General features: G+C 59.3%; 26 protein-coding genes and 4 pseudogenes. 11 read left to right on the top strand and 19 right to left on the bottom strand.

Annotated elements, in window-relative coordinates:
* Positions 1–88: 88 nt before the first annotated feature.
* On the top strand, positions 89–1,441 hold the full coding sequence (locus ACZ1HN_RS03070) for an adenylate/guanylate cyclase domain-containing protein (protein ID WP_472726443.1): 1,353 nt from the start codon (positions 89–91) through the stop codon (positions 1,439–1,441).
* Here the strand turns inward: ACZ1HN_RS03070 and ACZ1HN_RS03065 are convergent.
* Both ACZ1HN_RS03065 and ACZ1HN_RS03060 read right to left on the bottom strand, forming a co-directional pair.
* Complete coding sequence (locus tag ACZ1HN_RS03065) at positions 1,364–2,575, bottom strand: alkane 1-monooxygenase (protein WP_472726442.1); 1,212 nt, start codon at positions 2,573–2,575, stop codon at positions 1,364–1,366. The two genes, ACZ1HN_RS03070 and ACZ1HN_RS03065, sit on opposite strands and share 78 nt — an antisense overlap.
* An 83-nt stretch (positions 2,576–2,658) precedes the next feature.
* Positions 2,659–3,647: pseudogene (locus ACZ1HN_RS03060) on the bottom strand (A/G-specific adenine glycosylase).
* Positions 3,648–3,783: 136 nt separating this feature from the next.
* On the opposite strand from ACZ1HN_RS03060, the gene ACZ1HN_RS03055 reads away from it, so the two are divergent.
* Both ACZ1HN_RS03055 and ACZ1HN_RS03050 read left to right on the top strand, forming a co-directional pair.
* On the top strand, positions 3,784–4,305 hold the full coding sequence (locus ACZ1HN_RS03055; protein ID WP_472729266.1) for a DUF721 domain-containing protein: 522 nt from the start codon (positions 3,784–3,786) through the stop codon (positions 4,303–4,305).
* Positions 4,302–5,000: a DsbA family protein gene (locus ACZ1HN_RS03050; RefSeq protein ID WP_299202917.1), complete on the top strand. Its 699-nt coding sequence runs from the start codon at positions 4,302–4,304 to the stop codon at positions 4,998–5,000. The genes ACZ1HN_RS03055 and ACZ1HN_RS03050 overlap by 4 nt, the downstream gene beginning before the upstream one ends.
* 133 nt (positions 5,001–5,133) lie before the next feature.
* On the opposite strand, the gene lpxK is transcribed toward ACZ1HN_RS03050, so the two are convergent.
* The 6 genes from lpxK to ACZ1HN_RS03020 form a co-directional block, all read right to left on the bottom strand.
* Positions 5,134–6,132 (bottom strand): tetraacyldisaccharide 4'-kinase, encoded by a 999-nt coding sequence (gene lpxK, locus ACZ1HN_RS03045; RefSeq protein ID WP_472726441.1) that lies wholly within the window; start codon positions 6,130–6,132, stop codon positions 5,134–5,136.
* Positions 6,132–7,343, bottom strand: coding sequence for a 3-deoxy-D-manno-octulosonic acid transferase (locus tag ACZ1HN_RS03040; RefSeq protein WP_472729265.1), 1,212 nt, complete (start codon positions 7,341–7,343; stop codon positions 6,132–6,134). The genes lpxK and ACZ1HN_RS03040 overlap by 1 nt, the downstream gene beginning before the upstream one ends.
* A 15-nt stretch (positions 7,344–7,358) precedes the next feature.
* The gene (locus ACZ1HN_RS03035) at positions 7,359–7,601 is read right to left on the bottom strand and encodes a DUF4170 domain-containing protein (protein WP_299202908.1); all 243 of its coding nucleotides are present in this window, start codon (positions 7,599–7,601) and stop codon (positions 7,359–7,361) included.
* A 78-nt stretch (positions 7,602–7,679) separates the two neighbouring features.
* Positions 7,680–8,462 (bottom strand): 3'(2'),5'-bisphosphate nucleotidase CysQ, encoded by a 783-nt coding sequence (locus tag ACZ1HN_RS03030; RefSeq protein ID WP_472726440.1) that lies wholly within the window; start codon positions 8,460–8,462, stop codon positions 7,680–7,682.
* A complete protein-coding gene (locus tag ACZ1HN_RS03025) occupies positions 8,449–9,798 on the bottom strand; it encodes a TldD/PmbA family protein (protein WP_472726439.1) in 1,350 nt (449 codons plus the stop codon). Before ACZ1HN_RS03025 ends, ACZ1HN_RS03030 begins: the two co-directional genes overlap by 14 nt.
* An 87-nt stretch (positions 9,799–9,885) precedes the next feature.
* Positions 9,886–11,421, bottom strand: a complete 1,536-nt coding sequence (locus ACZ1HN_RS03020) for a DUF2125 domain-containing protein (protein WP_472726438.1) — start codon at positions 11,419–11,421, stop codon at positions 9,886–9,888.
* Between the two features lie 125 nt (positions 11,422–11,546).
* On the opposite strand from ACZ1HN_RS03020, the gene ACZ1HN_RS03015 reads away from it, so the two are divergent.
* Together ACZ1HN_RS03015 and ACZ1HN_RS03010 are read left to right on the top strand one after the other, a co-directional pair.
* Entirely contained in the window at positions 11,547–12,299 is a 753-nt protein-coding gene (locus tag ACZ1HN_RS03015; protein WP_472726437.1) for an SDR family oxidoreductase, read from the top strand.
* Positions 12,296–12,904 carry an enoyl-CoA hydratase/isomerase family protein gene (locus tag ACZ1HN_RS03010; RefSeq protein ID WP_472726436.1) on the top strand — a complete coding sequence of 203 codons (609 nt, stop codon included), beginning with the start codon at positions 12,296–12,298 and terminating at the stop codon, positions 12,902–12,904. The genes ACZ1HN_RS03015 and ACZ1HN_RS03010 overlap by 4 nt, the downstream gene beginning before the upstream one ends.
* A 222-nt stretch (positions 12,905–13,126) precedes the next feature.
* Here ACZ1HN_RS03010 and ACZ1HN_RS03005 read toward each other — a convergent pair.
* The 4 genes and pseudogenes from ACZ1HN_RS03005 to ACZ1HN_RS02990 form a co-directional block, all read right to left on the bottom strand.
* A pseudogene (locus ACZ1HN_RS03005) lies at positions 13,127–13,264 on the bottom strand (HNH endonuclease); the annotation flags it as partial.
* A gap of 48 nt (positions 13,265–13,312) precedes the next feature.
* The gene (locus ACZ1HN_RS03000) at positions 13,313–14,254 is read right to left on the bottom strand and encodes a hypothetical protein (protein ID WP_472726435.1); all 942 of its coding nucleotides are present in this window, start codon (positions 14,252–14,254) and stop codon (positions 13,313–13,315) included.
* A complete protein-coding gene (locus tag ACZ1HN_RS02995) occupies positions 14,251–14,346 on the bottom strand; it encodes a hypothetical protein (protein WP_472726434.1) in 96 nt (31 codons plus the stop codon). The genes ACZ1HN_RS03000 and ACZ1HN_RS02995 overlap by 4 nt, the downstream gene beginning before the upstream one ends.
* A gap of 34 nt (positions 14,347–14,380) precedes the next feature.
* Positions 14,381–14,494: pseudogene (locus tag ACZ1HN_RS02990) on the bottom strand (HNH endonuclease); the annotation flags it as partial.
* Positions 14,495–14,568: 74 nt separating this feature from the next.
* On the opposite strand from ACZ1HN_RS02990, the gene ACZ1HN_RS02985 reads away from it, so the two are divergent.
* Both ACZ1HN_RS02985 and ACZ1HN_RS02980 read left to right on the top strand, forming a co-directional pair.
* Positions 14,569–15,900 (top strand): mechanosensitive ion channel family protein, encoded by a 1,332-nt coding sequence (locus tag ACZ1HN_RS02985; protein ID WP_472726433.1) that lies wholly within the window; start codon positions 14,569–14,571, stop codon positions 15,898–15,900.
* A 53-nt stretch (positions 15,901–15,953) separates the two neighbouring features.
* Positions 15,954–17,068 (top strand): annotated as a pseudogene (locus ACZ1HN_RS02980) (TIGR03862 family flavoprotein).
* Here ACZ1HN_RS02980 and ACZ1HN_RS02975 read toward each other — a convergent pair.
* The gene (locus ACZ1HN_RS02975) at positions 17,065–17,655 is read right to left on the bottom strand and encodes a glutathione S-transferase family protein (RefSeq protein ID WP_299601134.1); all 591 of its coding nucleotides are present in this window, start codon (positions 17,653–17,655) and stop codon (positions 17,065–17,067) included. The pseudogene ACZ1HN_RS02980 and the gene ACZ1HN_RS02975 overlap by 4 nt on opposite strands.
* 80 nt (positions 17,656–17,735) lie before the next feature.
* On the opposite strand from ACZ1HN_RS02975, the gene ACZ1HN_RS02970 reads away from it, so the two are divergent.
* On the top strand, positions 17,736–18,218 hold the full coding sequence (locus tag ACZ1HN_RS02970; RefSeq protein ID WP_472726432.1) for a GFA family protein: 483 nt from the start codon (positions 17,736–17,738) through the stop codon (positions 18,216–18,218).
* Positions 18,219–18,316: 98 nt separating this feature from the next.
* Here ACZ1HN_RS02970 and holA read toward each other — a convergent pair whose 3' ends face one another.
* The 4 genes from holA to ACZ1HN_RS02950 form a co-directional block, all read right to left on the bottom strand.
* Positions 18,317–19,318, bottom strand: coding sequence for a DNA polymerase III subunit delta (gene holA, locus ACZ1HN_RS02965; RefSeq protein WP_472726431.1), 1,002 nt, complete (start codon positions 19,316–19,318; stop codon positions 18,317–18,319).
* On the bottom strand, positions 19,315–19,782 hold the full coding sequence (gene lptE, locus ACZ1HN_RS02960; protein ID WP_299600487.1) for an LPS assembly lipoprotein LptE: 468 nt from the start codon (positions 19,780–19,782) through the stop codon (positions 19,315–19,317). Before lptE ends, holA begins: the two co-directional genes overlap by 4 nt.
* A 5-nt stretch (positions 19,783–19,787) precedes the next feature.
* On the bottom strand, positions 19,788–22,340 hold the full coding sequence (gene leuS / locus ACZ1HN_RS02955; protein WP_472726430.1) for a leucine--tRNA ligase: 2,553 nt from the start codon (positions 22,338–22,340) through the stop codon (positions 19,788–19,790).
* 81 nt (positions 22,341–22,421) lie between these two features.
* Positions 22,422–22,904, bottom strand: a complete 483-nt coding sequence (locus ACZ1HN_RS02950) for a DUF3576 domain-containing protein (protein WP_472729264.1) — start codon at positions 22,902–22,904, stop codon at positions 22,422–22,424.
* A 255-nt stretch (positions 22,905–23,159) separates the two neighbouring features.
* On the opposite strand from ACZ1HN_RS02950, the gene ACZ1HN_RS02945 reads away from it, so the two are divergent.
* From ACZ1HN_RS02945 to ACZ1HN_RS02935, 3 genes are all read left to right on the top strand, one after another.
* Positions 23,160–24,083, top strand: coding sequence for a porin (locus ACZ1HN_RS02945; protein WP_472726429.1), 924 nt, complete (start codon positions 23,160–23,162; stop codon positions 24,081–24,083).
* 171 nt (positions 24,084–24,254) lie between these two features.
* A complete protein-coding gene (locus ACZ1HN_RS02940) occupies positions 24,255–24,908 on the top strand; it encodes a YggS family pyridoxal phosphate-dependent enzyme (RefSeq protein ID WP_472726428.1) in 654 nt (217 codons plus the stop codon).
* On the top strand, positions 24,908–25,390 hold the full coding sequence (locus ACZ1HN_RS02935; protein ID WP_472726427.1) for a hypothetical protein: 483 nt from the start codon (positions 24,908–24,910) through the stop codon (positions 25,388–25,390). Before ACZ1HN_RS02940 ends, ACZ1HN_RS02935 begins: the two co-directional genes overlap by 1 nt.
* Here ACZ1HN_RS02935 and ACZ1HN_RS02930 read toward each other — a convergent pair.
* Both ACZ1HN_RS02930 and ribA read right to left on the bottom strand, forming a co-directional pair.
* A complete protein-coding gene (locus ACZ1HN_RS02930) occupies positions 25,387–25,881 on the bottom strand; it encodes a L,D-transpeptidase family protein (protein WP_472726426.1) in 495 nt (164 codons plus the stop codon). The two genes, ACZ1HN_RS02935 and ACZ1HN_RS02930, sit on opposite strands and share 4 nt — an antisense overlap.
* Positions 25,878–26,966 carry a GTP cyclohydrolase II gene (ribA, locus tag ACZ1HN_RS02925; protein WP_299600467.1) on the bottom strand — a complete coding sequence of 363 codons (1,089 nt, stop codon included), beginning with the start codon at positions 26,964–26,966 and terminating at the stop codon, positions 25,878–25,880. The genes ACZ1HN_RS02930 and ribA overlap by 4 nt, the downstream gene beginning before the upstream one ends.
* Positions 26,967–26,998: the final 32 nt, after the last annotated feature.

The following is a 26,998-nucleotide window of genomic DNA, read 5'->3' as shown; positions in this document are numbered from 1 at the left end:
GGCACTGCACCTACGCCCCGCCTTTTTGGCGGGGCTTTTTTGTTAATACGGTTTACATTAGACGGTGGAGGCAAAGAGGGCAGAGATCATGGTGGATGCAAGCAGCGCGTTGCCAGTGCCGCAACGCACGGATCGCGAAGACGAAATTCCCGCGCATCGGCACGCGCAAGAAGCGCTGGCCCGCAACAAGCGGGAAGGCATGGACCTGGCGGTGAAGGCGCGTGTAGGCGCGTTGTCGGTGACGGCGGTAATGCTGGTCTTTCTCAACCCGAACTGGGACGTGATCTGGTATCTGTTCTTGCTGTTCTGTCTGATTCTCGTCGGTTTGGCGCAGCGCCGTGTCGGCCGCGTGGGGCAGTCGCGGGCCGAGTTGGCACTGCTATTTGCGGACCTTCTGCTGATGACACTTGCACTGCTGGTGCCTAACCCGCTGCAGAGCGAACCGATGCCGACGGCGTTGATCTACAACTTCGAGGTTTTTCAGTATTTCTTCATCATCCTCGCCGCCGGTGTGCTGACCTATTCTTGGCGAACGATCATAGCCATTGGCAACTGGACCATGGCCCTGTGGCTAATAGGGACACTGTGTGTCTGGTGGTTTGGTCTGACATTTCCTGAGCTGACTGATGCAGCCAATGCGATGTTTCCGAACCATCCTGATCTGGCCCGGGCGTTCGACCCCAATAACGTCAATTGGGATTTGCGGTTCCAGCAGGTTGTCGTCTTTCTGGTGGTGGCTGTGATCCTGGCCGTGGCCGTGCGCCGGTATCAGATGCTTGTCCTCGACAGTGCCGAAATGGCGCGCGAACGGACCAACCTGGCGCGGTATTTTTCCCCCACCATGGTCGAAGAGTTGTCGACCAAGGACGAGCCGTTGGGCCAGATCCGTAGCCATGATGCGGCGGTGCTGTTTGTCGATATCGCGGGTTTTACCGCCTATGCCGACAAGCGACCGGCCCAAGAGGTGATCGAGACCCTGCGCGCCTTTCACGCCAGGATGGAGAGCGAGGTGTTTGCCCATGGCGGAACCCTCGACAAGTACCTGGGCGACGGGTTGATGGCGACATTTGGCACGCCATTGCCATTGCAGGATGACGCGGCCCGCGCCGTGGCCTGTGTGAAGGCGATGGCGGACCGGATGGATGCGCTGAATGTTGACCGCCGTGCGGATGGCTTGCCTGAAATCGATGCACGATTTGGCCTTCACTACGGGCCAGTTGTTCTGGGGGACATCGGTGCAAACCGGCTGGAGTTCGCGGTTCTTGGCGATACGGTGAACGTGGCAAACCGGCTTGAAGCGATGACGCGTGCGCTGAATGTGCGGGCCATCGTGAGCGACGCTGTTGTAACTGCTGCGGGAGCGTCAGGGGGTTTCCGCCGCGCGCCCGACCAGTCGGTGCGTGGTGTTGCCGAACGTCTGCCCGTTTGGGTGATGGACTAGCGCGGGAGCGGATCTCGCGGCCTTGTTATAGGCTGTCCAGTCTGTGATTTCGGGGTAGTACATATCCCGCCACTTCTGAACGCGCGGATTCATAACCCGTTTCCAAACCTTGGGCATCATCGCGGCGATGGTCATGACGGGGTAGCCGTAGGGCAACTGGGGCGCATCGGCTTCGGTATAGTTTTGCAGCACTGGGAAGCGGCGGTCGGGCTTGTAGTGGTGATCGGAATGCCGTTGCAGGTTGATCAGCAACCAGTTCGATGCCTTGTGTGCGGCGTTCCACGAATGGCGCGGTTGCACGTGTTCGTATTTGCCATCGCCCAGATGTTTGCGCGTCAGGCCGTAGTGTTCGATGTAGTTGACCAGTTCCAGCTGCCAGATGGCGACGCCCGCTTGCAGAATGAACAGGCCGACGCCCGCCCAGCCGCCAAGCGCAAAGGCTAGAAGGAAGCACACCAGTTGTAGGTAGGCGTATTTCCAGAACGGGTTTGAGCTGTCCGTGGCTGGCAGGTCCTTGCGAGCCAGCATTGCCTTCTCGGCGTTCCACGCAGACAGGAAGCACTGTTTCAAAACGCGCGGGTAGAAACGGTAGAAGCTTTCGTTCATGCGTGCCGTGACCGGGTCGCGGGGGGTTGCGACATAGCGGTGGTGGACAAGCAAGTGTTCGGACCGGAAGTGCGAATACAGCACCATGGCCAAGAGCGCGTCGCCCAGCCAACGTTCGAGCTTGTTTTTCTGGTGCATCAACTCGTGGCTGTAGTTGATCCCGACTGTGCCGGAAATGACGCCCACGCCAAAGAAGATCGCCAGCTTTTCAAGCGTGTTCAGATGCTCTGCCGGCGCGACGTAAGCGATCAGGCCAAACAGCATCAGGAATTGCGCAGGCACCCAGGCCGTCGTGATCATCCGGTACCAGAACAGGTCATCTTCTGTCGCTTCAAGATCGGCATTGTCAGTGTTCAGGCCCACCGCCAGATCAAGGATCGAGAACATGTACCATGTCACCACTGGCAAGAGGATCACGGTCCAACCGCCGTAGACAGCGCTGATAATCGCCAGCGGGATCAGCAGGAAGGACATGGCGAAGGGCAGGGCATTCTGCACCTTGGCAACGGTTTCCGGCGGGAGTGTCATGTTGGTTGATCCTCTGGTTGCGCGCGCCGTAGCTTAATGACAAGTGCCCGTTTCTGCCAAGGGTGACGCGACGCCGCGTGTCGTCACTTCTGTGCCAGATCAAAGGCCTTACGCATCACGGTTGGAAGGTCGGAGGGCCGGAATTTGCCTCGGGGAAGGTAATATCCGCGCTCGGGTTCCGTGTTGCTGACCGTGGCGACCATCACATCGAGAATCAGGTGGAAGTGAGTGAAGGTGTGCCGCACCTCTCCTTCCAGCTTGATCCAGTCGGTCTCAAGCGGCGCGTTCAGGGGGCGTGGTTGCGAGGTGTCTACCCAATCTGACCCGGGCCAGCCCATCATGCCGCCCAGCAGCCCTTTGTCCGGGCGCGTTTCGACCAACCATGCGCCATCTGATCGCTGGGCAAGATAGACAGTGCCGTGCCGGATCGGCTTGGCTTTCTTCGGGGTTTTCTTCGGCAGTTCTGGTGCCGTTCCCGCCGCACGCGCCTTGCACGGATCGCGCCAGGGGCAAATGCCGCAAGCTGGCGACTTGGGGGTGCAAATGGTGGCCCCCAAATCCATGACCGCCTGTGCGTGGTCACCCGGGCGGTTCTGTGGTGTCAGCTTGTCGGCGTGTTCGGTCAGGATCGGCTTGGATGCGGGCAGGGGGTATGTTCGTCGAACATGCGCGCCATGACTCGCTCGACATTTCCATCGACCACGACGTGCCGCAAGCCAAAGGCAATCGATGCAATGGCAGCGGCCGTATAGGGGCCGATGCCGGGCAGTTTGAGCAGGGCGGCGTGGTCAGCAGGAAATGCGCCATCGTGATCGGCGACAACGGCGCGTGCGCATTTCAACAGGTTGCGGGCGCGGGCGTAGTAGCCGAGCCCAGCCCATTCTCCCATGACCTCCGAGTCTTCCGCTGTCGCGAGGTCGGTTACCGTAGGCCAGCGCGCGATGAACCGTTTGAAGTATTCGGTGACGGCGGCAACGGTGGTTTGTTGTAGCATGATCTCGGACATCCAGACGGCATAAGGGTCCGGACGCACGCCCGCTTTCCTGTCTGCCGGGCCAACCCGCCAAGGCATCTTGCGGGCGTGGACGTCGTACCAGTCCAGAAGTTCATTGCTGAGGTCACGCAAGAGTTATGGCTCTCCTATTGAGATTGCTGGTGATCATGCATTGATCCGCTATGATCACGAGTGAGTGACAGGGAACATAGCCATGGCCATGCGGCGTGCCAGTACAAAAGGGTTCAAACGGACAGCATCTTTGCTGACCGGGCGGATTCGGCAGGCCAGCGAAAGCCGGGGTTTTGCCCAAAGCCGCCTATTGACAGATTGGGCTGAAGTGGCTGGGGCAGACGTGGCTGCCATCGCTCGCCCGGTCGAGGTCAGCTATGGCCGTGTTGGTATGGGGGCGACGTTGACCCTGCTGACCACGGGGGCACAAGCCCCAATGCTGGAGATGCAGAAGGACCAGCTGCGCGAACGGGTGAACGCGGTGTATGGCTACAATGCCATTGCGCGTATTCGGATCACGCAAACAGCGGCCACCGGTTTTGCCGATGGGCAAGTCGCCTTTGAGCATCTTCCAAAGAATGCAGGACCGGCGCAACCGGCACCTGAAATGACGCAAGCCGCAGCCGATGTTGTTGCCCCTGTCGAAGACGAAACATTGCGCGCGGCCCTGGAACGGCTGGGCGCACATATCCTTACAAAAGAAAAACAAGGAACACGCACATGAACCGTATCGTTGCTATCCTCGCCGTTGTTGTCGGCGTTGGAGGGTATTTCCTTTATAGTTCGATGCAATCCAGCGGGCCGAGCGCGCAGGAACAGGCACAGGCCGAGCGCTTGCTTGGTGCGGCCAATGCACAGGAAGCATCGGATGATATCGACACGTCATCGGTGGTCGAAATGCAGTTGGGCAACCCAGATGCGCCTGTCACAGTGATTGAGTATGCGAGCTACACCTGCCCGCACTGCGCGACTTTCCACACCGGTGCGTACAAGCAACTCAAGTCGGACTATATCGATGCAGGCAAGGTCAACTTCATCTACCGCGAAGTGTACTTTGACCGGTTTGGCCTTTGGGCCTCGGCCATTGCGCGCTGCGCTGGCACGCCTGAAACCTTCTTTGGTGTTACGGATATGTTGTATTCCGGGCAGTCTGAATGGGCGCGTGCAGGAGGCGGTGATCCAGCACAAATCGCGGATGAGTTGCGCAAAATCGGTCGCTTGGCCGGTCTGTCGGGTGACACGATTGAGGCGTGCCTGACAGATGCTGACAACCTTCGTACACTTGTCGCTTGGTATCAGCAGAACGCGGCAGAGGATGGCATCAACTCGACCCCAAGCTTTGTCATCAACGGCACCAAGTACAACAACATGGCTTACAACGAGATGTCCCGCCTGATCGACGAGGCGGCAGGCAGCTGATCTGATATGCAGTGCCCGGCCTGATGGGCGGGCACTGCGCCTTTTGTATCTGTCGAATAGACGCGCTAACGCGCGACATGATGTTTTCCATCCGCGTCCCGCGGCTGGGTTTGCGCCTCCGGCGGTGGTATTTTCAGTCAGAAGAAGTTGGTTTTAGCAGCGCGTTGAGTTTCGCGTCCAATTGGTCCGGGTTTTCGAAGACGAGTCTGACGGGCAGGGTGATGACCCTTGATCGGAAAGCGGCCGGCAATCGCGCTGCATCCTTTTCCGTTGTGACCAGTTGTGCACCGATGCTGCGTGCTTCGCGTTCCAGACGAGTCAGGAATGCAGTGCTGAGTTTCTGGTGATCGCCGAGTGCTTCGGTGCGGACGACGTTTGCTCCAAGCCCGTGCAAGGTGTTAAAAAACTTGTCCGGTCGTCCGATCCCGGCGAAGGCGACCATTGGTGTGTTCGTCCAGTCCATCCCGGTTTGCAGCGGCTGCAGGTCGGCGCGGATGTGCGGCAACGCTTGTGGAAGGCGGCTGGTGTCAAACTGGTTTTGTGCCTCTTTCGGGCCGATCGACAATATCATGTCCGCCCGCGCCAGTCCGGTTTCCACAGGTTCGCGCAATGGTCCTGCCGGCAGGCACAGACCGTTGCCGAAGCCGGTTTCGGCATCCACAACTACGATGGATATGTCTTGGTGCAGGGTTGGGTTCTGGAAACCATCATCCAGGATGATTGCCGTCGCCCCGGCTGCAATGGCAGCCTGTGCGCCAGCAGCGCGGTCGCGCGCAACCCATGTCCGGGCAAAGGCGCTGAGCAGTAGCGGTTCGTCCCCAACTTGTTCGGCCTTGTGTTGGGTCGGGTTTACCTCAACGGGGCCAGTTTCGGTGCCACCATAGCCACGGCTGACAATATGAGGGTCGTGAAAGGCGTTCCTTAGTCGTTCGGCGATTGCCATCACCGTGGGTGTCTTGCCGGTGCCGCCTGCGTTTACATTGCCGACGCAGATGACGGGAACCGGCATCTTTTCTGGAATGCCTTGGGCAATGCGGTGTGCCGTGGCACGTGCATAAAGCGCGCCAAGCGGTGCCAGCAGTCGCGCCCGCCAGTCGGGTTGCGGCTTGGACCAAAAAGCCGGGGCCCGCATCAGGGTTTTCCTTTGTGTCGTGCGTCAAGGCGGGTTTGCGTCAGCGAGATGATCCGGTCGAGACTGTCCGCGCCGCGTGTCACCACATCCCATCCGGCCATGGCCATATGTGCGGCGTGATCGGGTGTGATCATCTGACCCACAGCCCGACCGAGTGACGTGGTATCATTCACGATCCGGGCGGCACCCGCATTCATCAATCGCGTGAAAGCATCGACATGGGGGCCGACATGGGGACCGTAAATGATAGCCGTTCCATGTGCTGCAACGGAGTAAGGGTCACATACGTCTGAACCAGTTCTCATTGACCCACCCAGGAACGTTACGGTGGCTACGCGCAGCCATAACCCGAGTTCGGCATCTTCGTCAGCGATCAGAATTTGCGTGTTCTCGTCCGGAAAGGCACTGTCGGCCCAGTTGGCGACGCGTAGTCCCTGATCGCTTGCATGTTTTTCCGCTTCTTGCGCTTGCGCCGGATCGGAGAAGTGCAGCACCAGCAGCAACCGGTGCGATGCCTTGAGCGCCGTTTTATGCGCTGCCAATACGCTTGGACATTCCGCCGGCGAGGTGCGTGCAGACAGCCATGTCGGTCGCCCCCCGAGCGCAGCCGCCAAATCTGCCAAATCGGTGTCGACAGCGGGCATCATTTTGCCAAAAGGATGCAGCGGCTGTGCCAATTCCATTGCAGAGATCGGGCGACCCATCTGCGCAAGACGGAGATGCGCGTCTTCGTCGCGCGCGGTGACGTGGTCAAACTGCGCAAGAAGGGCGCGGGGCACTTCCGGTAGCCACCGGTCACGTCTGCTTTCAAATCCATCCCGGGCAGCATCCACCAACATCATGTGGGTACCCTTCTCGGCCGCCGACAGGATCAAGTTGGGCAACAGATCACCCCACGCCCAGATCAGAACATCGGGCGTCCAGTGGGCGATAAACGCGTCTGTAACAACGGGATGATCGGGCGGCATTGATTCCTGCCAGATGCAGTCAGAGCCGCGGTCGCCAAAATCATCATGCGCTGCCGTTAACAAAACGCTGCATCCAGGTCGCATTGCGGTCAGCCGATGGGCCAGATCATTGAGCGCACGGTTGTTGCCCGGTTCGGCCGCATGAATCCAAACCAGTTCACCGGATGGTCTGTCCCGAGTGGGTGCAAAGGGGGCGGCGCGCGCCGCCCTGACACTGTGCGATAGGCCGACAGCCCAAGCGATCCGCGCACGTGGTTATCAGCCGAGTTCTTCGGTTGCAGTTGCAGCGTTCTCTTCGTCGCGCAGGCGGTGGAGATGCGCAATGTAGTAACGCATGTGCGCGTTATCGACGGTGCGCTGCGCTTCGGATTTCCAGGCGTCGTAGGCTGCCTGGTAGTTCGGGAAAATCCCGACGATATGCAAGTCGTCAACGTCCTTGAACACGTTCCGGGACGGGTCCACCAGTTCGCCACCAAAGACGAGGTGCAGGCGCTGTGTCATTGCAATTTCCTTTAACTATGGGCTGGGCATGCCGCGCGCAGTTTGCGCATATGGGTCGGAGGGTCAAGGTAATCAGGTCTAACGGACAGGCCCCAACCGACCAACCAATGCGCTGTGAAGATGCGGTCCCGCCGCGACGACACCATTCAAAGCCGGATGGGCGTTGTTGAAACGCAATGGTGCTCCCGTGCGGTCCGTGATCCTGCCGCCTGCCTCTGTCACGATCAGCGCACCAGCCGCGATGTCCCATTCCCAACTGGGCCGCAGGGTGAGCATCCCGTCAAACCGGCCTTGGCCGACAAGCGACAGACGATACGCAAGCGACGGGCGATAATGCCGATCAATTGGCGGGGCGCCATCGCGCCAGTGCTTGTCATGGAACGTGGGTCGTGCAGCCAGAACGGTGCTGTCAGGTGCCATGCCAGCCTGTGTCGCTGTCAGTGATGCGCCATTCAACGTGGCCCCCAAACCAATGCCAGCGGCATAGAGTTTGCCACGGCGCGGCAAATAGATGACGGCAGCGCTGATCTGTCCCTTGTGTGCGATGGCAATTGAGATGGCCCAGGTCCGTCCGCCTTCGACGAAGCTGCGTGTTCCGTCGATTGGGTCGATGATAAAAACCGTGTCAGCCGAAAGGCGAGCGTCGTCATCTTCCGTCTCTTCCGACAGCCAGCCATAATCTGGACGCGCAAGGCGTAGGCTTGATGCAAGGGCATCGTTCACGGCCAGGTCGGCCTCGGTTACAGGGCCTGCATCGTCGGGTTTGTCCCACCGGGCCGCAGATGGACCGACAAAGCTGGTCGCAACCCGCCCCGCGATGCGGGCGGCATCGATCAAAAGGGGCAGATCAGCTGCCGGCAAGGGTCATGCTCGGGATCAACAAGGACGGGACCACGCGGCTCAGATGTGCGCGTGCATCGTTGGCTGGTGTCATTTGGCGCAGCATCTCGATCAAGTTGCCCGCAATGGTGCATTCATTGACCGGGTATGTGATCTCTCCGTTCTCGATCCACATCCCGGCCGCCCCGCGCGAGTAGTCGCCGGTGTTCGGGTTGATGGTTGAACCGATCATCGAGGTGACGAGTAACCCGGTACCCATATCCCGGATCAGGTCGTCGCGCGTGGCGGTGCCCGCGTCCAACGTTACATTCCAGTTGGATGGGCTAGGCGGGGCGGATGTGCCCCGTGCTGCATTGCCTGTGGGCGCCATTTCCAACTTCCGCGCGGTTGAAAGGTCAAGTGTCCAGCCGGTCAGAACGCCGTTTTCAACAATGGTTCGGCGGCGCGTTGGCAAGCCTTCGGCGTCAAAGGGACGCGTACCCGACGTACGAGGGCGGTGCGGGTCTTCAACCAGGTTCAGGCCCTCCGGCAATACAGGTTGTCCCAGCTTCTCGCGTAGCCAGGACGACCCACGTGCAATGTTTGACCCGTTTGCAGCCGCCAAAAGATGACCAATCAGTGACGATGAAATCCGTTCGTCGAACAGCACCGGGTAGGTGCCGGTGGGTGGTTTCCGGGCGCCGATGCGATCAATTGTGCGCATGCCTGCTTCGGTTCCGATGTCTTCTGCGTTGCGCAGGTCAGATTGAAAGATACGACTGTCGCCGCTGTAGTCCCGCTCCATATTTGTGCCGCTACCTGCGATGGCAACACAACTCAGCGCCCGGTCGGTGCGACGGTAGCCCCCGGAAAACCCATTGCTGGCCGCCAGCCATATGTTGCGCGCGCCATAACCGGCCGAGGCTTGCTCGACTTGGCTGATATTCTGCACGTCCATCGCGGCTGCTTCGGCTGCAAGCGCATCGGATTGCAGGTCTTCGGCGGCTGGTTCTGGCGACGCGTCGTTTAGTTCGAGAGCTTCAATGTCCCAATCGGTCGCCAACTGGCTCGGCTCGGCAAGCCCTGCAAAGGGGTCTTCGGGCGCTTCACCAGCCATGGCGACAGCCCGCATTGCCATTTCTTCGATTGTGCGATCACTGATATCTGAGGCCGAGACGTTGGCCTGTTTCTGCCCAACAAATACGCGCAGGCCGATGTCGATGGATTCGGACCGTTCGGCCTGTTCCAGTGCCCCTGCGCGTACATCCACAGACAGGGATGTACCCTGAACTGCAATTGCATCGGCGGCGTCTGCGCCGGCGGATTTGGCCGCGTCCAGCAAGCGTTGGCTTAGGGTCGACAGGTCGGGTGGGGTCATTGGTCTGCTCCGCAATCTTGGGCCTGAGGTAGCGGTGCAGGGGGTAAGGTGCAAGGGCGGCGACAGGCGCCGCCCCGCATGTTTGCGTCAGCGGATGCGCTGACCGTTGGCCAGCACGTGGCCTTCTTCGTTGACTTCGATTTTCGAGTTGAGGGTGTCTTCGCCCTCACCAGGTACGGCAAACAGGCCCATCATCATGCGGGCACCCATGGCCTGGTCCTCGGGCAGCAGGCCCATGCCCACCAGCTTGTCGAGCAGCCCGTTGCCACCGACCAGCGTCAAATCAACCGCGCCTTCAGGGCGCGGCATGCCATCAAATGTGGTCAGATCGGTGTTGTCGAACACGAAGTCACCGGCACCGGTCAGACGCGCGCCAACCGCGTCAAGCTCAAGCTTGTTGACTGTCAGTGCGTTCAATTCTCCGGGCACTGTATCGGATTGCTCAAGCGCTTCGGCCTGGTCGGGGTCCAGGAAATCAAACAGCACCTTTGCCTTACCACTCAGATCGACAACAAGTGTCGCTGGGTTCCGGGGCAGTTGCGAAGTTGGGTCAAACAAGCTCCAGATCGCATCTGACATTGAGAAATCGGTTAGCGTGACAGCCATGCCGAAATCCTGCTCGTCATCGGACTTCTGCAAAGGCAACAGGAAGCGTGTACCGATCTCTGCGGCCGAGAAGGACAGGGGCAGCGGCAGCTCTGTGAGCAGCATGTTCATGTCCACACCGCTTTGCGCCACGTCGTACAGCAGGCCATCCGGTCCGATGGAGAAGTCAAACTCCGCACCGGTCGATGTCGCGTTGGCGGTGCCGCTTCCATCCTCCTCGCTGCTGAACGACATGTCGTAGTTGCCACCGGTCGTGGTGAAAGACGCTTGCGCCTGAAAGCCATCGTTCAGCATTGCGTTCATGTCCTGAACATCTGTTTCGATGGGCAGGTCGCCTGTGCCGTCCAGTTTCAGATCGTTCATCACGCCCTTAATCTGGAAATTGTCGTCGCTTTCCGGATCGTTGAACGCGAAGTCATAGTCGACGGATGCGATGGACATGTCCTGCGACATCTTTCGCACTTCGCCCACGGACGTTTGAACGACCTGTGCCAGATCGGTCATGGTCACGTCCACCTGCGCGATCTCGGGGCCAACCGAAACGCCGTCGATTGTGAGGCTTTGCAAGGCCATGCGTGCGGCTTCAGCCGCATAGGTGTATGTCAGGTCGCCCGGATCACCGGACGCAACCAGGCTCGGCGCGGTTTGGTCAAAATCGACAGCTACTGTCACGTCTTCACCGGTTTCCGGCGTAAAGGACATGTTCATTGTTGTGTTTGTGGGCAGTTCGATTGCCACAGTGCCATCGCCTTGCTCGACGAAGTTGATGGACTCAAGCACCACTTTGAAGGCTCCCGCACCAGTGTCATCCGCAAATTCCACGTCCAGGGTCATGTCGGATACGGAAACGCTCCCGGCTTCGACTGCTTCGGATGCTGTAATAGTGTAGCCGGCGCTGGACATGTAAGATTGCCAGTCGGCCCATACCTCCTCGGCTGTCAGATCCGCTAAAGCGGCACTGGCGGGCAGGCAGAGCGCCAAGGCGGTACCGGAAAAAAGACGAGAAATACGAGACATATCAGAATCCTTAAACAGCTTTGGCCATATCGTCCGGGACAGTGCGCGGAGCGTCAAGGCCGCAGGCTGGACCTAAGCCGCTGTTGTCCGTACCACAAGACCAAGTCTATGAAGTGGAGGACAGAATGCAGGATATGAGCGGAAAGACGGCGTTGATCACCGGTGCCAGCCGCGGGATAGGCGCAGACACGGCCCGCGTCTTTGCCCAAGCCGGGGCAAATGTTGCCCTTGTGGCGCGCAGTTCCGATGCTGTCGCTGCCTTGGCTGCAGAAATTGGCACGCAAGCCATCGCTCTGCCCTGTGATGTGAGCAGCTATGCTGCCGTCGAAAGTGCTATGAACGACACGGTTCGCCAGTTCGGAGGTCTGGATGTGCTAGTCGGCAACGCTGGCGTGATTGAACCCATCTCTCATTTGTCCGATGCCGACCCGGATGCCTGGGGCCACGCGATCGACATCAACCTCAAAGGCGTCTTCTATGGCATGCGTGCGGCCCTACCCTTCATGTTGAAGGCAGGGGGCGGCACGATCTTGACCGTGAGTTCCGGCGCTGCGCATGGCCCGGTCGAAGCCTGGTCGCATTACTGCGCGTCCAAGGCCGGAGCCGCCATGCTGACCCGATGCGTGGACAAGGAAAACGCGGGCTCAGGTATCCGCGCTATGGGACTGTCGCCCGGCACCGTCGCCACTCAGATGCAACGCGAGATCAAGGCCAGCGGTATCAACCCGGTCAGTCAGCTTGATTGGTCCGATCACATTCCAGCCGACTGGCCCGCCAAGGCGCTCCTTTGGATGTGTTCCCCCGATGCAGACGATTGGGTCGGCCAAGAGATTTCCCTGAGAGATCCCGACATACGCGCGCGGGTGGGTCTGACATGATCGTAGTTGACCGTTCTGCCCCGATCTGGACCATCACGATCAACCGCCCAGACAAGGCGGGGGCGCTGACCGAACGGATGCTGGTCGATTTGCGTGACGCTGCGCGAGATGCACAGCAGGCCGCCGCTGTCATCCTGACCGGGACAGGCAAAGTGTTCAGCGCGGGGGCTGATCTGGATGCGGCGCGCGCGGGTCTGGCAACCTCTCCCTTGTGGGAGGAACTGTCGGGGGCCATCGCTGAATTGCCCGGCCTGACCATTGCGGCCCTGAACGGAACGGTGGCGGGCGGTGCCACCGGAATGGTGTTGGCCTGCGATCTGCGCATTGCCGTGCCATCTGCCAAGTTCTTTTATCCGGTCATGAAGCTGGGGTACCTGCCACAACCCAGTGATCCGGTCCGCATGGCGGCACTGATCGGTCCCGCACGGACCAAGATGATCTTCCTCGGTGGTCAAAAGTTACCTGCCGCAACAGCTTATGAATTTGGCTTGGTCGATGAACTGGTCGAGAACGGGGCCGTGTTGGATCGGGCTCAGCAGTTATGTATCGATATTGCGGCGGCAAAGAGTGAAACGGCGCGCGCAATAATGGCCATGTGTAGATAGTTCAGACACAACGGTTGTCAACTTTACGTTACACGTTGTAGGCTTTCTATCAATGGCCCGCGACTCACGCATAAACTACCCACGGCGCGACCCCAAACCTGCTCAAGGTTCGCGGGAACTGACGACGTGTGAGCGTGTAGAATTGCTGGTTTCAGGCGTATTGCGTGACGTTAGCATTCGGCTGGAGGAAAAGCGCACAGTCGATACGTCCCCGCGCAAACGCTAACGCTTGCGGCGGGCCCCCGGGACCTTTGATGCAAAGCCCGGTGGACGTTTTGCCACCCATGCAAAGAACTTGGCCAAGCGGGGATGCGCGCGCAGTGCCTCGGGCGTGTTGTAGTCGCGGGCCAGTTCGGCCTTACGCCTCAAACGCACTAAGCGGTGAGAGCTATGATTAAGGCGCTAGCGCTATGTCGCGCTGCTATACCCAGTTTCAACCACATTGAGTTCTTCAATAAGGTCGGGGCGCAAGATGATCGCTTCGTTAAGGCGTATGTTATCGCGAAAGAAAAGCTCGAAGCTTTGGACGGTTTCGTACCGAACACCGCGACCGTCGCTGTAGTAAACAAACAGTCTTACCTGTATCGGTAGCGTGTTGGGTTTCCCTTCCTTGACGCGCTTCGGATAAGCATCTGCGCGACCAAAACCCATCACTTTTGTTTGTCCAGGGAAAACGGTGAAACCAGCTTTCCCCGTCATTGCCAGATCGCTTTGACGGAAAGAAGTGACAGTTTCAATACCCTTACCATCATGACTGAGAGCGTCTTGAAGGCGGTGATGGACAATCACTCCAAGAGCGGGACCGGAGCCACAGTTTTCGAGGCAAAAGTCAAAGGTAACGCCGACTTCGGTCCCCTCATCATCAGCACTAAAGATATCGATTTTTGTTACCTTGAAATCTTTAAACGAAACCCAAGGCCTTTGTTCGTCGCGCATGACGGCCAAGCCGTCGGCGGTAGCTCGCAGGGTGAGCCAAACAAAAATCACGCCGACACCAGTGATAATGGCCATTATCACAGTGGCCACGAACATGTAGGCTGCCCATCGGGCCATTTCCGATTGAGCTATTAGGTCATGTTCGGCGCGTTGATCTTCATTTGTGGCCTTTACCACTCTGGATATGCATTCCGCAATATCGCCACCCTGACCCGTCAGGCAGGTGTTGCGTATCTCATCACTGGCATGTCTCTCATAGCTGATGGAGTGATAATTGCGTTCTCCTCTGGCTTCACCAATTTCAGAGCCGACATAGAACGCGGCCCAAACCAAGACGAGCGTAAGAAACCCTAATCCAAGTAAAAGTGACTTGACCCAATCGCCTTTAAACATGCCAACATGAACGTCGCTCAAAACTTCCCGCGGGACAGCTTTTCGGTGGCGTTCATCTCTTCCTCACTGATTCCAATATCGATCATCTTTTCAACAAGTTGGGCGCATGTCACCCCCCTCCGTCTCAACTCCACCAAAAGGAGGATCGCCGCCTTTGCCACCCTTTAGCATCGGGATCAGGTGATGCAGGCTTTGCGGCACGTCTGGTGGGATAGGACGGCCACAGAGCGGACAAATTGGGGCATTGGTCGGGTCGGACAGTAGTATGCTCTCTTGCGCAGATGGGGTTGCCCGTGACAATTGGCGCGTTGTTTGAATGAGGCAAGAGGTGCGCTGTGGAGTTTGATCTCGAAAGCCAGCCCGAGATTGTGCAGACCATTGCGGGCTACGCCCTGCAAGGATGGGAGCTGGCGCTGTCCTGGCTGCTCAGCCCCGCGGCATGGTCACAGTTTGCCCTGTTGCTCGTTGCTTATCTGGCTGCCGTGGTGATTACGCGCCGCTTGCGGCCGACGCTGGCCCGCGTGCTTGACCCGGGCGATAGTGACGGCATCCTTGCCAAGGCGCGCCGTTTCGTGGCGCAATTCCTGCCGCTTCTGCTTCCGCTTCTGGCCTATGTGCTGACCGGGATCGGCGAAAGCGTTGTCCGCTCGATCTTTGACAGTGGCGCTGTTATCGCCTTTGGCAAACGGGTGTTCCTGTTTCTGGCCGTGCGTGCGCTGGTGCGGGACATTATCAGCGATCCGTTCCTGAAACTTCTGGGACGGTACGTTCTGATCCCGATTGCAGCGCTTTATGCTCTGGGGCTGCTCGAATTGGCTGCGACCCGCCTTGAAGAGACGGTTGTGCCGCTTGGCAACCTGTCATTCAACTTACTCTGGCTCTTGCAATTTTTGGCCGTGGGTGGCGTGATATTCTGGCTTGGGCAGTGGTCCAACAGCCAGTCCAGCACCTTCATCCAGAAACAGGAAGAGATGCGTCCATCGCTCCGGCAACTGGTGGCGAAATCGGTCGAATTCCTGATCTTTGGTGTCGCATTCCTCGTGCTCATGAACATCATGGGCATCAACCTGTCTGCGCTGGCTGTGCTGGGCGGTGCCATCGGCGTCGGCCTGGGTTTTGGCCTGCAAAAGATCGCGTCAAACTTCATCTCGGGCGTCATCCTGCTTGTCGAAGGGCAGGCGACCGTTGGTGATTATGTTGAACTGGATGGGGGCGAGGCAGGCACCATCGTCAAGATGACCGCCCGCGCTGCAATCCTTGAAACTTATGACGGCCGCTGGATCGTTGTCCCGAATGAGGACTTCATTACCACCCGGGTCGTCAACTATTCCGACAGCGGATCGGCGAACCGGTACGAGGCACCGTTTTCGGTCAGCTACAATACGGATATCAACGCGGTACCGGATATCATCAACGCTGCCGTCTCCAAGCTGCCTTTTGTCCTGCACAAACCGGAAGGGCCGGATTGCGAGCTTGTGGGCTTTGGAGACAGCGGTATCGACTTTGCCGTTGAATACTGGGTCAACGGAATCGATGACGGGCGGAACAAGTACAAGAGCCGTGTGCTTTTTGCGATCTGGAATGCCCTCAAGGACAATGGCATCGAAATCCCATATCCGCATCGTGTGATCGAGATGAAGGGTGAGCTACGGACCACTTCGGAGTGACCCGCGTTGCCGTGATCGGTGGTGGGCCAGCGGGGTTGGCCGCTGCGGAAGTGATGGCCGAGGCGGGGCTTCCAGTCACGGTATACGAGGCCAAGCCAAGTGTTGCGCGCAAGTTCCTCATGGCCGGGAAGTCAGGATTGAACCTGACCAAAGCCGAAGATCTGAGCACCATGTTGCCGCACTATTCGGATGCAACGGATTGGCTGGCCCCGGCGCTGCAGGCGTGGGACAGCGCCGCTGTTGTCCGCTGGGCCGAAGGTTTGGGGCAAGAGATGTTCACAGGCTCAACCGGTCGCGTGTTTCCCAAGGCGATGAAGGCATCACCGCTTTTGCGGGCATGGTTACAACGGCTGGATGGGCTGGGGGTGCGCATCCTACCCCGACATCGGTGGATCGGTTGGGACGATAAGCAACCGATGATCAAAGGGCCGGATGGCCCGGTGTCATCCGTTGAAGCCGACGTTGTCGCATTGGCTTGCGGCGGGGCCAGTTGGGCGCGGCTTGGGTCCGATGGGGCTTGGGCGGATTGGATCGGTGTCGACACGCACCCCTTCGCGGCGGCGAATGCCGCAGTTGCGGTGGGGTGGTCCGATCATATGGCCAAACATATCGGCCAACCGGTCAAGGGCGTCGCGTGGCGTTCAGGTCCGTATCGTTCGCGGGGGAAGCGGTGATGTCACATCGCGGTCTCGAAGGCGGCGGTATCTATTCCGTCTCGCGCGGGGTGCGCGAAGGCGCTGATCTGTATGTGGACCTGCTGCCTGATTTGAGTGTGGATGATGTGGTCGCCCGGCTGAACCGCCCCCGCGGCAAGGCGAGCTTTGCCAATCATCTGCGAAAGGCGCTGCGCCTGCCGCCGTTGAAAATTGCACTGGCGCAGGAATGGGGGCGGCCTTGGCCGGTCGAGACCCTGAAGATCGCCCGGCGGCTGAAGAAGCTGCGGATTGCACACACTGGACTGCGCCCGATGGACGAAGCCATCTCAACTGCCGGAGGTGTGCCCGCCTCTGCGCTGAACGATACGTTCATGTTGCGGGCACGGCCGGGAGTGTTTTGCGCCGGGGAAATGCTGGATTGGGAAGCGCCGACAGGGGGCTATCTTCTGACCGCGTGCCTCGCCACTGGGCGCTGGGCCGGACAGGGTGCTGTGCGGTATCTGAAGCGTTAGCGACCCGCTGCTGCACGAAACGCGGGCCTCGCACGCAGGCGTTTCGAGTACGCCTTAATGCTGTCGGGCAGCTGTGGAAACTCGACCCCAAAGGCCCAGCCGAAACAATGTACAGCGAGCAGGTCCGGCAAAGTGATCTGGTCGCCCATGATGAAATCACCGGACTGTTCCAACATGCCAGCAAAGATGTCGGCATTGCGGGCAAATTCCTTGTGTAGCGTCGATGAGATATCGGGAAGCCTCAGCTTTTCTGGCAGAACAAAGGTGTGCTTGCTGTGCGTCCAGAGCAGTGCGTCCAACTCGTCAATCAGCCATAGGGTGATGGCGTCCTGCCGTGCGCGTGCTGCTGTTCCGGCGGGGGCTGTCAGCCCACCATGTTTGTCGGCAAGGTATGTCATGATGGCGACGCTGTCGGTCAGCACGTCATCTCCATCTACCAGCGCCGGTATCTTGCCCAGCGGGTTATGCGCTGTCGCTTCGTCCGAGCGGGGGAATGCCTCAACCAGCTCATAGGGCTGCTCCAGCTCCTCAAGCATCCAGAGCACGCGAAAGGCGCGGCTTTTGACGGTTCCAATGACGCGGTACATGAGGCCTCCAAGTTTGGTTGGTCAGAGGATCGCAGGCCCGGGGCGACGCCGCAAGATTACTGACAGAATTTGGCAGTTGCATGGGTTACATCATGGGCGACGAGCCAGAGGAGGTCACCATGTCGCGATCAGGATCCTGCATGTGCGGAGCCGTGAAGTTCACCATAGCCAAACCCATCACGGAAACCGGCGCGTGCCATTGCAGCATGTGCCGCAAATGGTCCGGTGGCGTTTTTCTGGGTGTGCAGGTCCCGAAAGGTGGAATGCAGATTGAGGGGGAGGACAACCTGACCGTCTACACGTCGTCTGAATGGGCCGAACGGGCGTTCTGCAAACACTGCGGCTCTTCCATGTTTTATCGAGTGACGGCGCCCGGTCCCATGAATGGCGACATGCATGTTGGAATGGGAACCTTTGCGGACGCTTCGGGCATTCCATTAACCGGCGAACTGTTTATCGACCTGAAACCCGACGGCTATGCCTTTGCCGGTGAAGGGCGGCACCAGATGACGGAGACTGAAGTGATGGCCATGTTCGCGGCCCCGCCCGAAGAGCATCCGTGATCCAAAGGCCGCTTGCGCGACGACATTATTGAAAAGGCTCCGCCTCGCGATACGCGCTCAGATGGGTTCTTGATAGGAAAGAAGGACGCTCGCTTGATCTATCGACGCGCAAGCATGGCAAGCCGGATGAAGCAGCGTTCGACCAGCGCAAGAGCCGGCGCATTCTGACCGGCTGAGCGCAACTGCAAGTCTGTGTCAGTCAGTTCCGTCAGGGCCATTTCCAGCTTGGGCGCTCCCCAGTTTCGCGCTTGCGCCAGCATCTTGTCGCGGTTCGGTCCCCAGATCTGGGGACGACCGGAGGTATCGCAAGCTGCGCGGTGCAGCGACCGAAAATGGCGCATGGCACCAATGCACAAGCTGACCGCGTTTACCCCTTGCGCCTGCAACCGTTGCATCACCGGGCCGATGGCTGCTGCGTTTCCGTCACCCACAACCAGCAGAACGTCGTCGACATCCGCTTCGATTGAGGCTGGCGCGCAAGCGGCAATGTCGTCTGCGCTTAGCGGGTCTGGATCGTTCAGCTTGTACAGCCCGACCTTTTCCAGTGTTTGTCGAAAATCTCCCGGCTCCAGTTGGCGTGCGAGGTCCATCAGCAGGTGCATCGCCTCTTGCGGCGGGTTGGTGATGCCAGCGGCGGTTAGGTCGCGTTCAATCTCGTCTCGCGTCGGGGGATTGTCGTAGATGCCTGCGGCATTGGCCGATGGGTGTGCCTCGAACGCCTTGCGGAGTTTTGACGTGGGCTTGAGTGCGCCTGCGGTGACCACGATCTGTGCATCCCCGGCCACCCAATCCGACAGGGCCTCGGTGATGATGGGCCCGACGGTTTCGTTTGCATCTTCGACCAAGGCAACACGGGGGCCGGGAAAAAATCCGATGGCCTTGGTCGCGTCCAGCAACAGGGCGGGCTCCTTGCGCAAATCACCCGCGGGTATGCGCGTCAGCCGCATTTCTTCTTCGCCTTGCGGGCCGATCAGCGCAGCTACAACCTGTTGCCGCTTCAGTGCAATGCGCATTCCGTCGGCACCGTATATCAACAGGCCCGCTGCATCCGGGTCCGGCTTGGCAAAATACGCAGTCGCCTGGGCCGTGTTCAGCTTCACAGGTCAGAGGCCTGCAGTTGCAGCACAATTTCATCCGCAAGGATGGTCATTAGCCGTTCGACGGCATCTCGTTTGGCCGAAAGGGTCGCAACAGTTGTGCCGGTTGCCGAATAACCCACAAAGTTATCCACAGTGTCTGACCGCAGAACGGCACCTGTCGCAGTGTCCGAAAGCGTATATGTGGCATCGCCAATCACGTGAAACCTGCGGATGTCACCGTCCGGGTCGATGGCGCGCGCTTCTTCCCGCACCGCCAACTCGATGCCAAGCCGGTAGGCGGGGTCACCCGCGCGACCCAACCGCTCTTCCAACTGCCGCACCAGAAGGAAGCCTTCGCGGTCGATGGGCGTGTCGACCTGCACACGGTTTTGCAGCTTCGTGCCCGTGCCGCCCGGGCCATAGACGGGCTCGAACCCGCAGCCGGTCAGAATCAGGGTCAGGGCAAGAGCTGCAATGATGCGCATGTCGGTCAGACCACCACGTTGACGATACGGCCCGGCACGACAATCACCTTCTTGGGGGTGCCGCCGTCCAGTGCCTTTTGCACAGCTTCGGTTGCCAGCGCTTGTTTTTCAACCTCGGCCTTGTCCATGTCGGCAGGTACGGCGATCTCACCACGCCGTTTTCCGTTGACCTGAATGGGCAATGTTACGGTGTCAGACACCAGCATCGCCTCGTTCGCTGTCGGCCAGGGGGCGTTGATAACAAGCCCGTCGCCGCCCTGACGTGCCCATATATCCTCGGACAGGTGCGGGGTCATGGGGGCCATGAGTTGGGCAAGCGTCATCACGGCCTCGCGCTGGGCGGCATGGCTGGCTTTTGACTTCTGCAGCGCCGCGGTAAAGCCATAGAGCTTGGCGATGGCCGCGTTGAAACCAAAGGATTCGACGCCCAATGTCACATCATGGATCGTCTTGTGCATGGCGCGCAGCAGGTCATCGTCGCCTGTGCCCGCGACGTCTTTGTCCATCTGTCCGATGCGGTCGCAAATGTTCCAAACGCGGGACAGGTGTTTGAACGCGGCCTCAGCGCCCGAGGCTGTCCATTCCACATCGCGCTCGGGCGGCGAGTCGCTCAGCACGAACCAGCGTGCCGTGTCTGCCCCGTAGCTGGCAATAATGCCAAGCGGATCGACCACGTTCTTTTTTGACTTCGACATCTTGGCCGACGGGACAACTTGGACCATGGCGCCAGTGGCACCAAGGCGGGCGCCGGATTCGGTCCACTCGATATCCTCGGGCAGATGGTAGACGGGCCGGTCATTCTCGTCCCGGGTCACATAGATCTCGTGCGTTACCATCCCTTGCGTGAACAGCGCGTCAAACGGTTCCTCACAACCTTGCGGCAAGTGCCCGGTGATGCGCATGGCCCGCGCAAAGAAGCGGGAATAGAGCAGGTGCAAGATCGCGTGTTCGATGCCGCCAATGTACTGGTCCACATTCATCCAATAGGCTGCGTCTTCCAGATCGGTGGGAGCCGCTGCGTGCGGCGCTGTAAAGCGGGCGAAGTACCACGAGGAATCAACGAACGTGTCCATCGTGTCCGTTTCGCGCTGCGCAGGTTTGCCACACGATGGGCAGGGCACATTCCGCCACGTCGGATGGCGATCAAGCGGGTTGCCCGGAATGTCAAAGCTGACATCGTCTGGCAATTCGACCGGCAGGTTTTCTTTCTTCTCCGGCACCACACCGCAATCGTCACAATGGACAACCGGGATCGGGCAGCCCCAATAGCGTTGGCGGGACAAGCCCCAGTCGCGCAGACGGTATTGTGTCTGACCCTTCCCAAGACCGTTGGTTTCGAAATAATCGATCGTGGCGTCTATGGCTTCCTGGCTTGTGACCTCACCGATGCCTGCAAAGTGGTCGATGAAGTCGACTTTTTCCGTTTTGGCCGGAACAAGCGCTTCGTTCTCTACCTCGGTGGTGTCACCGGGCATGTAAAATGCGTTCTGAACGTTCAGATCGTATTTGCGCGCAAAATCCAGGTCGCGCTGATCATGCGCAGGACAACCAAAGACGGCACCGGTGCCGTAATCCATCAAAACAAAGTTGCCGATCCAAACCGGCAGTTCGACATCTGGATAGACGGGGTGCTTGACCCGAATATCCGTATCGATGCCTTTCTTTTCGGCCTTCTCCATTGCGGCTTCGGTCGTGTCCATCTTGCGGCATTCATCGATGAACGCGGCAAGGTCAGGATTGTCGGCCTCAAGCGCCTTGGCGACAGGGTGGTCTGGTGAAACGGCAACAAACGACGCGCCACGCATCGTGTCGGGGCGGGTTGAATAGCAAAGGATGGTGCCCTGCCCATCCGTGCGGACGAAAGGAATGTCGATGCCTCGGCTTTCGCCGATCCAGTTTTCCTGCATCAGGCGCACCTTGGCGGGCCAGTTGTCAAGCTTGCCAAGCGCATCCTTCAGCTCGCCTGCCATATCGCTGATCTTGAAGAACCACTGTGTCAGTTCGCGCCGTTCTACCTCGGCGCCCGAGCGCCAGCCCTTGCCGTCGATTACCTGTTCGTTGGCGAGCACAGTCATATCGACCGGGTCCCAGTTCACCTGCGCGTTCTTGCGATAAACGAGATCGGCTTCGAGCATGTCGAGGAAAAGCGCCTGCTGCTGGCCGTAGTATTCCGGGTCGCAAGTGGCAAATTCGCGAGACCAGTCAATAGACAGGCCAAGCGGCTTCATCTGTTCGCGCATGTCCGCGATATTGTCGTAGGTCCACGTCTTGGGGTGGCCTCCGATGGCCATGGCGGCGTTTTCGGCGGGCATCCCGAACGCATCCCACCCCATTGGGTGCAGCACGTTATGTCCGGTCGACATCTTGTAGCGGGCAATCACGTCACCCATTGTGTAGTTGCGCACGTGACCCATGTGGATGCGGCCCGAGGGGTAGGGGAACATCTCGAGCACGTAGTACTTCGGCTTGTCGGCACTGCGGGTTGCGGTGAACACGCCGGCTTTTTCCCAGGCGGCCTGCCAGCGGGCTTCGATCTCGGATGGGGTGTAGGTGGCCATGGGTTCTGGTCCTGAATGTACAAACGCCGGGCATGAAGCCCGGCGCATCTGATAATAGGGAATGGGTTGCGCTGAAAGGGCCTAAAGGCGGTTATCAGCCACCCGTAGTTGGCGGGCTCGCGTCAGGATCGCATCTTCGATCGCGCGCACGGTTGCGGTGCTGGCCGGGCCATTGCGCGTTTGCAAGGCCACGTTGAGCGATCGTGCGTCAAGGGCCGGATCGCTGATCAGTACAGTTGCGCGGTAGGCGCGTCCGCCACCGGGCGGGGTTCCAAAACCGGTTACAATAACGCCTGTGAAGGGATCAACGGATTGAACTGGAAGAAAATCCAATACCTGCAGGCTCGCCGACCATATATAGCGATTTACTTGTACGATGGATTCCTGATTGCGTCTCGCACGTGCAGCTGCCCCGATTGTCGTTCCACGTGCATTTCTTTCCCGCTGACTTTCCCCATCTTCAAAAACAGGGTCGTCCCGCTCTGTTGGCGCACTGCCAGAGCCACCGCAGGCTGCAAGGGATAAAGTCAAACACACACCGACTACACGTGCCGAATAGTACATAAGACCCATTAACTTACCCCATCACTTCGTTTCCGTATTCTCATTAGCTAAGTTGTCCAAATGCTGCAAGGCAGGGCAGCGAAGCATGTGTACAGGCCATGTGTTGAAACTGTGGCAAAGCTGCACCAGCCATGCCTGAATTGCACTCAGGTCTGATGCGTCGCTTGAGATGCTCCAGCAAATCGGTGAGACAGCATCCATCCCCTCGCCGGATTCCCCGGTTAGGGCGTGTGACTGAAAACCGAGGGAAAACTCATGAAAAAAGTTCTCTTCGCTACAACTGCACTGGGTGCCGCCGGCCTGATCGTCAGCGCCGACATGGCAGCAGCGCAGGATGTTAGCTTTGGTGGTTACGGCCGTTTTGGTCTGTTCTACCAGGAAAACGACACCGACGCAGATGAAACACGCATCGAGCAGCGTTTCCGTCTGACCATCACAGCCAGCACCACAACCGACGCTGGTCTGGAAGTTGAAGGTCGTATTCGTCTGCAGACAGACGAAAACGGTGACGGTGCATCTAACGTTGCACAGACATCCGCAGCCGGCTTCGCTGTTTCGAGCGGCGGTTTCCGCCTGGACGTTGGCCACGTTTCTGATGTTGTCGATTCCGGCGACGTTCTGGACTTCTTCGGCTACGAAGTCGGTCTGACTGACTTTGTTGGCAACTCGACAGGCTCCGACGGTATCCCTGCCAGCGGCTTCGGCGTTTCGGGTGACAGCGATGACACCGTCGCTCCGACTGTCAAACTGCGCTACAACGTTGGCGACTTCACTGTATCCGCATCGTACACAGACGACGCAGATACCGTGGATGACGATGTTGCCGTGGACGGCAACAGCGAATTCCAGATCGGTGTTGGCTACAACTTCGGCAACTACAGCGTTGGTCTTGCCTATGGTGAAGCCGAAAACGGTGTAAGCGCGACCGAAGACAACGAATTCTTCGTTCTGGGCTTCGGCGGTGAGCTGGGCGCGTTTGCCTTCAACGCTCTGGTCTACGACTCGGACGTCCAAGAGGACACTGGCTTCTCGCTGACAGCGAAGTATGACATCGGTGCAGCAACCGACATCCGCTTCGTATACGCGGACGGTGGTGTTGACGGCGAAGACGAGATCCTACGGCATCGGCTTCCGCCACAGCCTGGGTGGCGGCGTTGTTCTGCGCGGTGGTGTTGGTGAAGTTACCGGCACAACCACAGCTGACCTGGGTATCCGTTTCGACTTCTAAGTCGGCAGATATCTGACAGATTTGGGGCGGGCCTTTGGCCTGCCCCTTTTCGTTTCTGGACCTTTGCAATTGTCCGCACAGCATGCTTTGTGCGCCATATCGCCAATGCAAAAGGTCCTCCCATGTCCCTTTCCGAAATCAACTCCAAGATCGAAGCCGCCTGCGCCAAGGCCGGGCGGGACGCGGATGCGGTCAACCTGATCGCCGTCAGCAAGGTGCAGCCGCTGGACCGGGTGCAGGCGGTTCTGGACGAAGGGCACCGCCTGTTCGGCGAAAACCGCGTGCAGGAAGCGGCGGGCAAATGGCCTGATTTTCGGGAACGCTATGGCTCGATCGATGTGCACCTGATTGGCCCACTGCAAAGCAACAAGGCCCGGCAGGCGATGGAGTTGTTTCAGGCGATCCACTCTGTTGACCGGCCCAAGCTGGCGAAAACCATCGCGCGCCTTGCGCAAGAAATGGGCAAATGCCCGGACCTCTTTCTTCAGGTCAATACGGGTGAAGAACCTCAGAAAGCCGGTGTATTACCTGCGGACGCTGACGTGTTCATTGCCGAGTGTCGGGCGCTCGAACTGCCTGTTCGCGGTCTCATGTGCATCCCCCCGGTGGATGAAGAACCGTCGTTGCACTTTGCTCTGCTGGCCAAGATCGCGGCGCGTAACGGATTAACGGGCCTGTCCATGGGGATGAGCGGCGACTTTGAAAGCGCGATCGCGCTCGGGGCCACCCATGTCCGCGTGGGTTCCGCGATCTTTGGCGAACGGCAGGCCACCTGATGCGGTATCTCCTGTTTTTTGCCATGTTCTGGCCCGCTCTTGCAATCGCACAAGGCGTGAAACCGGGTCCCATCACGCCGACGGCTTGGGATGATTACCGTCGTGCGGCCGAACTGTTCAACGCAGGTGCGCGGGTGCAGGCGGGTTGTGTCATGTATCGCGGCCAGTTTCGTGCGCGCCTGATGTTGTTGGCAGACCCGGACCAGTCGTCCGACGGTGGCCCTGCCTTGTTTGCATCCCTGAACGAAACCGTCGCGCGACCGATCAATCAATGGCTGGGCGGGGATCGTGACGACTGGATTGCGGCATTGGAATGCGCCCGCAAATGGGCTGCTGAAAATGATGATCCGGCCTATCCGCACAGGCGGTTTGGTGCGATCCACGCCAATGTGCTCGCGGGGCTGGATGAGTTGATCGCGGCGATCCCACCAAAATCTGAATTGCGTGCGCAACGTCGCTCAGCAGGCTTGCCTAACCGCTAGAGGACAATCAGCCGGGTTTCATAACCGATCCGAAGGGCGATCCATCGCAGATCGTCTGGCCGCAGTCCGATACACCCTTCGGTCGGATAGCCGGGCCTGCGCCAACGGTGGATAAATATGGCTGACCCGCGCCCCGGCACTGCATGGGGCCAGTTCCAGTCTGTCAGGATCACCAGGTCGTAAAGCGGATCGGCGCGGCGCAGGACTTCATGGCTCGGTGCATAGGGCGCGCGCACCATATGATTGTAGTCATCGTCGTCGGTATCATCAGACCACAGATCACCCGGGTGGATTGGCACAGCCCAATCCGTCGGAGCGGCTATGCGGTCCGGGCGATAAAGCATACCCACAATCCTGTGGCAGCCGCGGGGTGTGGCCCCATCACCCTCTCGCTTTGTGTCGCTTATACCGCCCTTGCCAATTGTGCAGGGAAACCATCGCCCGGCAAAGCGCATCCCGCGCGACGTCACCACCATGTCCCGTGGTGTCACAACAAATGCCCGGACTTCGCCGCCTTGGTCGCAAGGTAGTCTCGGTTGAACCGGTTTTCACCAACCTTCAGCGGCACGCGCTCAGCCACGGTAATGCCGCTCGCTTCCATCATCGTCACTTTCGCCGGGTTGTTGGTCAGCAATCGCACTGCCGTGAATCCCATGGACTTCAGAATATCTGACCCAAGCCGAAAATCCCGCTCGTCATCCTCGAACCCCAGGCGGTGATTTGCGTCTACAGTGTCAAAGCCCTGATCCTGTAGCGCATACGCGCGCATCTTGTTGGCCAGGCCAATCCCGCGGCCCTCCTGGTTCATATACAGCAAAACACCTGCCCCTTCGGCCCCCATCTGGGCCAAGGCGCCGCGCAGCTGCGGCCCGCAATCGCACTTTAAACTGCCCATCACGTCGCCGGTGAAACAGGCCGAATGCAAACGGGCCAGAACAGGCTGGCTGCGGTCTGGCCGACCAATCTCGAACGCATAGTGCTCTTCGCCGCCATCGTCGGGCCGGAAGACATGCAAACGCCCGGCTTCGGATGCTTCGACCGGCAATCGGGCCTGCACCACCGGATGCAAAAGGCTTGAGCCGCCCAACAGGGGTGCTGCCAATGCCAGCGGCACGGCGGTCAGGCCATGTGTGGCCGCAAAACCTAACCCGTCTGTAATCTCAACGCACAGCGCGGCTGGCAATAACTGAGCTGATTTGCATAACTGTAACGCCGCACGATGCGGAGCCGCATCCCCGTCGCGGACTGAACGCAAGGGCCCTTTCATCGGCGTCGCCAAGTCGTCAGCCGGATCGGCCAAAGACTTCAGCCACCCCAAGGCCGCAGCTTCAGGCACAGCGATCCGGGCCACATCACCATCGTAAACGCGGGCCTTCAAAGTGTCTGCCCGCCAGCCTGTCAGGGCTAGCTCGGGTGCTGCGCCAAGGGCTCGCAGCCCAACCAACCGTGCCTCGGTCAACGTCTCGACTGCCACGGCCAACATATGGGTGTCACCCAGGACCACAATTGGCACACCCATCCGCAGATCGGCCCGTGCCCGCGCCAGCGTCTCGACGATATCCGGGCCCAGCCCCATGTAACAAATCCTCTCCTACACCCCGCCCGACA

The organism is Tateyamaria sp. GN1-10 (assembly GCF_055693845.1).
Note: the sequence above shows the minus strand (reverse complement) of the source record. Positions and strands in the feature narration are given on the sequence as shown.